Below are 4,116 nucleotides of genomic sequence, written 5' to 3'. Positions count from 1 at the left end.
CAGCAACTCCCCGTGCAACGCCCGCAGTTCCGGCCCCGGGTCCGCCCCGAGCCGGTCGGCCAGGAGATGTCGTACGTCTTCGTAGGCGGCCAGTGCTTCCGCCGTGCGCCCGGCGTCGCGCAGGGCGCGCAGGCGCAGGAGCTGGAGAGGCTCGTCCAGGGGGTGGGCGTCGCAGAGGGCGGTGAGGTCGGGCAGGGACTGTTCGGCGTGGCCGAGGGCGAGGGCGGCGGTGAGGCGGGCACGGCGGGCGTCGAGGCGGCGGGTCTCCCAGCGGGCCGATTCGGCCGTACGGTCCGGAAGGTCGGCGAGGGCGGGGCCGTGCCAGAGAGCGAGGGCGTCGTCGAGGACCACGGCGGCCTTGGCGGGATCGCCGTCGGCCAGCGCCCGGGTGCCCTCCCCGGCGAGCCGGTCGAAACGGTGCAGGTCGACGTCGTCGGCCGCGGCGCGCAGCCGGTAGCCGCCCTCCGCGGAGCGGATCGTGTCCGCGCCGATCGCCCTGCGCAGCCGGCCCACCAGCGCCTGCAACGCCCCCGTGGCGTCGGCCGGCGGATCGGCGCCCCACACCTCGTCGACGAGCACGGCCACGGACACGAGCCGTCCCGGCCGCAGGGCGAGCACGGTCAGCAGGGCACGCAGCCGCGCCCCGCCGACCGGGACGGGGGTCCCGTCGGCACGGAGTGCCTGGGTGGTGCCGAGGATGCGATAGCGCACGGGTCCATTGTCTCCGGTGTCGTCGGCGTGGGCCGCGGGGTTCCGACGGAGTGGCGCCAGGTACTTCAGGCCCGGCCGGGCCATGGCACCGGCCCGCCTCCATGGCCGTACGTCCGCCTTCCTGCCCCCACCCTCTCCGGAACTCACAGCCGATCGCGAGACGTTTTCGGCATACGCCCGGTACGGTCGGGCACGCCCATCGCATGAGACCCAGGGAGCCCGACCCCATGACCACCGCCATCAACCGCCGCAGTGAGCGGCGGATCAGCCCCGTCTTTCTCGGGATCGTGGCCGTCATGGCGGTCACGGGCTGGGCCACCTGGACGGGTTTCGCCGAGCAGCCCGGTGTGGCCGTCTTCCTGTTCGTGACGGCGGCGTGGATCGTCTCGCTCTGTCTGCACGAGTACGCGCACGCGCGCACGGCCCTGCACAGCGGCGACATCTCGATAGGCGCGAAGGGCTATCTGACCCTCAACCCGCTGAAGTACACGCACGCCCTGCTGAGCATCGTCCTGCCGGTCCTCTTCGTGATCATGGGCGGCATCGGTCTGCCGGGCGGCGCGGTGTTCATCGAGCGCGGCCGGATCCAGGGCCGCTGGAAGCACAGCCTGATCTCGGCGGCCGGACCGCTGACGAACGTCCTGTTCGCCGTGGTGTGCACGGCCCCGTTCTGGCTGGACGCGCTGGAGGGCGTACCGGCGGAGTTCCAGTTCGCCCTCGCGTTCCTGGCACTGCTCCAGGTCACGGCCGCCATCCTGAACTTCCTGCCGGTCCCGGGCCTGGACGGCTACGGAGTGATCGAGCCCTGGCTGTCGCACAGCATCCGCCGCCAGGTGGAGCCGTTCGCGCCCTTCGGGCTGCTCGCCGTGTTCGCCGTCCTGTGGATCCCGGAGGTGAACGGCGCGTTCTTCGACGCGGTCGACGCGCTGCTGCGCGGCCTGGGGATCGACGAGATCCGTACATACTGCGGGCAGAACCTCTACCGCTTCTGGACGGAGACCGACCAGTTCTGCAGCGTCGGTTCGTGACCGTCAGTTCGTGACGGATCCCGGCCCCGACGCGCCCCGCGCCTTGCCGCGCCGCAGGTAGTACCAGGTCATGTTGGACGACAGGCCCGCGAGCAGCACCCACACGATTCCCAGCCAGTAGCCCTTGGCGAAGGAGACGACGGCCGCGGCGACGGAGAGGACGCAGACGACGAGGGCGTAGAGGGCCAGTCGCCGGGCTGGGTCGGGTGGGGGCAAGAGGGACATGGGGTCGGCTCCTGTCGGGAAGATCGGGAAGACAACGGCTCTTTGCCGGGGGACACTGCTTTCCTCCACCAGTGTCCCCCACGGGGTCCACCCCTTGAGCACCCCTACACGTCGGTGACGCGCAGGCCCGCGTGAGCCTTGTAACGGCGGTTCACGGAGATCAGGTTGGCGACGAGCGACTCGACCTGGTGGGCGTTGCGCAGCCGCCCGGAGAAGATGCCGCGCATACCGGGGATGCGCCCGGCCAGCGCCTGCACGATCTCGACGTCCGCCCGTACCTCGCCGAGCACCATCACGTCGGTGTCGATCTCCTGGACCTCCGGGTCCTGGAGCAGTACGGCGGAGAGATGGTGGAAGGCGGCGGTCACCCGCGAGTCGGGCAGCAGCGCGGCGGCCTGCTCGGCGGCGCTGCCCTCCTCCGGCTTCAGCGCGTACGCGCCCTTCTTGTCGAAACCGAGCGGGTTGACGCAGTCGACGACGAGCTTCCCGCTCAGCTCCTCCCTGAGCGACTCCAGCGTCTTGCCGTGCCCGTCCCACGGCACCGCCACGATCACGACGTCGCTGCGCCGCGCGCACTCGGCGTTGTCGGCGCCCTCGACGCCGTGCCCGAGTTCGTCCGCGGCGGCCTGCGCCCGCTCCGCGGCCCGCGAGCCGATGATCACCTTCTGGCCGGCCCTGGCCAGCCGGTAGGCGAGGCCCTTGCCCTGCGGGCCGGTGCCGCCGAGGACGCCCACGACGAGCCCGGACACGTCGGGCAGGTCCCAGGGGTCCTTGGCCGGAGCCTTGGCGGGCGCGTCTCCTGTGGCCTGCTGTGCACTGTCGGTAGAGGTCATGGGCTTGACTTTACGTCCGGGTGGTTCGGTCACACCGCTCAGGTGAGGTCCGTCACGGGCACTCTGCGGAAGGTGATCGTCTCGTAGGCGCTGAAGTCGCCCGTCTCGTAGAGGAGTCCGACGGTCGACTCGTCGAGGCGTACGAGATCGGAGTACGCGGCGGGCAGTCCGTCCGCCGTGTGCACGGGCCGCCAGGTGACGCCGCCGTCGGTGCTGGCGCGGATCGTCATCAGTGCCCGGAAGCCGGGGTGGGCGGGGCCCGAGAAGAGCAGCACGTCGGGGTCGCGGAGCTGGAGCACGCTGCCCTCGACGATGGGGGCGGTGAGGCCCGCCTGCGGCCGGAAGGGCTTCACCAGGGTCTGGCCGCCGTCCACGGAGTGGGCGTCGGCGCGGGTGCCGGGGGCGGTGGCGTCGTTGCGGGTGTTGAAGTAGACGCGGCCGTCGGGTAGTTCGGCGGCGGTCGTCTCGTTCACGTTGATGTAGCCGTCGGTGTTGTCGTCGACGTATCCGAGGCGCCAGGTCTCTCCGCGGTCGTCGCTCAGCAGGCAGTGGCCGCCGTTGTACTTGCCCTCCGTGCCGGTGTCGTTGCCGGACGGGGGCAGGGAGTGGTTGGCCGGGACGACGACGCGGCCCGTGGTGAGCTGGACGGCGTGGCCCGGTGTGGTGGCGTACCACCGCCAACTCGCCCTCTTCGTCTGCCCGGTGATCTCGCGCGGGCTCGACCAGGTGGCTCCGTCGTCGTCGCTGTGCTGGATCCAGACGCGGCGGCCGTCGGCGGCGCTCACCTTGCCCCTTCGGATGGCGTCCTCGGTGGCGAGGGCCGCGTTGCGGATGTGGACGAGGAGGATGCGGCCGGTGTCCAGGAGGACGGGGGCGGGGTTGCCGGCGAGGTTGTCGCCGTTCTTGGCGGCGACCTGGAGCGGGCCCCAGGTGCGGCCGCCGTCCGTGGACCGCTTCAGCACGATGTCGATGTTCCCGAAGTCGTCGCGGGAACCGACGCGGCCCTCGCAGAAGGCGAGCGTGTTGCCTCCGGCGGTGGTGAGGACTGCCGGGATACGGAAGCTCGCGTAGCCTTCTCGGCCCGCGCGAAAGGGTACGGACGCGGACGCTGCTGCTGCGCTCGGTGCCATCGGGGCCTCCACGTTTGGGGGTGGTTGGGCCCCTTGCCCATGTCGGGCGAATCTGTGGTGAACGCCGGGTGGCGAGTGGGGGTTGGCGCCGGTGTGCTGTCTGCGGGTGGGTGGTCCGGCGCCGGTTGTCCGCGCCCTTTAGGGGCGCGGGGAACTGCGCGACAAGCCACAACGAACCCGCAGCCGCCC

At 71.6% G+C, this 4,116-nt stretch carries 5 protein-coding genes; 1 reads left to right on the top strand and 4 read right to left on the bottom strand.

The features are described from left to right. Positions 1–795, bottom strand: a 795-nt coding sequence (locus G5C60_RS49790) for an AfsR/SARP family transcriptional regulator (protein WP_165270791.1), incomplete at its 3' end; no start/stop codon positions are given. A 143-nt stretch (positions 796–938) separates the two neighbouring features. Here G5C60_RS49790 and G5C60_RS49785 point away from each other — a divergent pair. Further along, complete coding sequence (locus tag G5C60_RS49785) at positions 939–1,739, top strand: site-2 protease family protein (protein ID WP_165270789.1); 801 nt, start codon at positions 939–941, stop codon at positions 1,737–1,739. A gap of 3 nt (positions 1,740–1,742) precedes the next feature. Here G5C60_RS49785 and G5C60_RS49780 read toward each other — a convergent pair whose 3' ends face one another. From G5C60_RS49780 to G5C60_RS49770, 3 genes are all read right to left on the bottom strand, one after another. After that, positions 1,743–1,964: a hypothetical protein gene (locus G5C60_RS49780; protein WP_165270787.1), complete on the bottom strand. Its 222-nt coding sequence runs from the start codon at positions 1,962–1,964 to the stop codon at positions 1,743–1,745. Positions 1,965–2,068: 104 nt separating this feature from the next. Further along, the gene (gene npdG, locus G5C60_RS49775; protein ID WP_165270785.1) at positions 2,069–2,797 is read right to left on the bottom strand and encodes an NADPH-dependent F420 reductase; all 729 of its coding nucleotides are present in this window, start codon (positions 2,795–2,797) and stop codon (positions 2,069–2,071) included. A gap of 38 nt (positions 2,798–2,835) precedes the next feature. Next, entirely contained in the window at positions 2,836–3,927 is a 1,092-nt protein-coding gene (locus G5C60_RS49770) for a sialidase family protein (protein WP_165270783.1), read from the bottom strand. Positions 3,928–4,116: the final 189 nt, after the last annotated feature.

This window comes from Streptomyces scabichelini (genome assembly GCF_011045015.1).
GTDB classification, from domain to species: domain Bacteria; phylum Actinomycetota; class Actinomycetes; order Streptomycetales; family Streptomycetaceae; genus Streptomyces; species Streptomyces scabichelini.
This window is presented reverse-complemented; position numbering and strand designations above follow the sequence as displayed.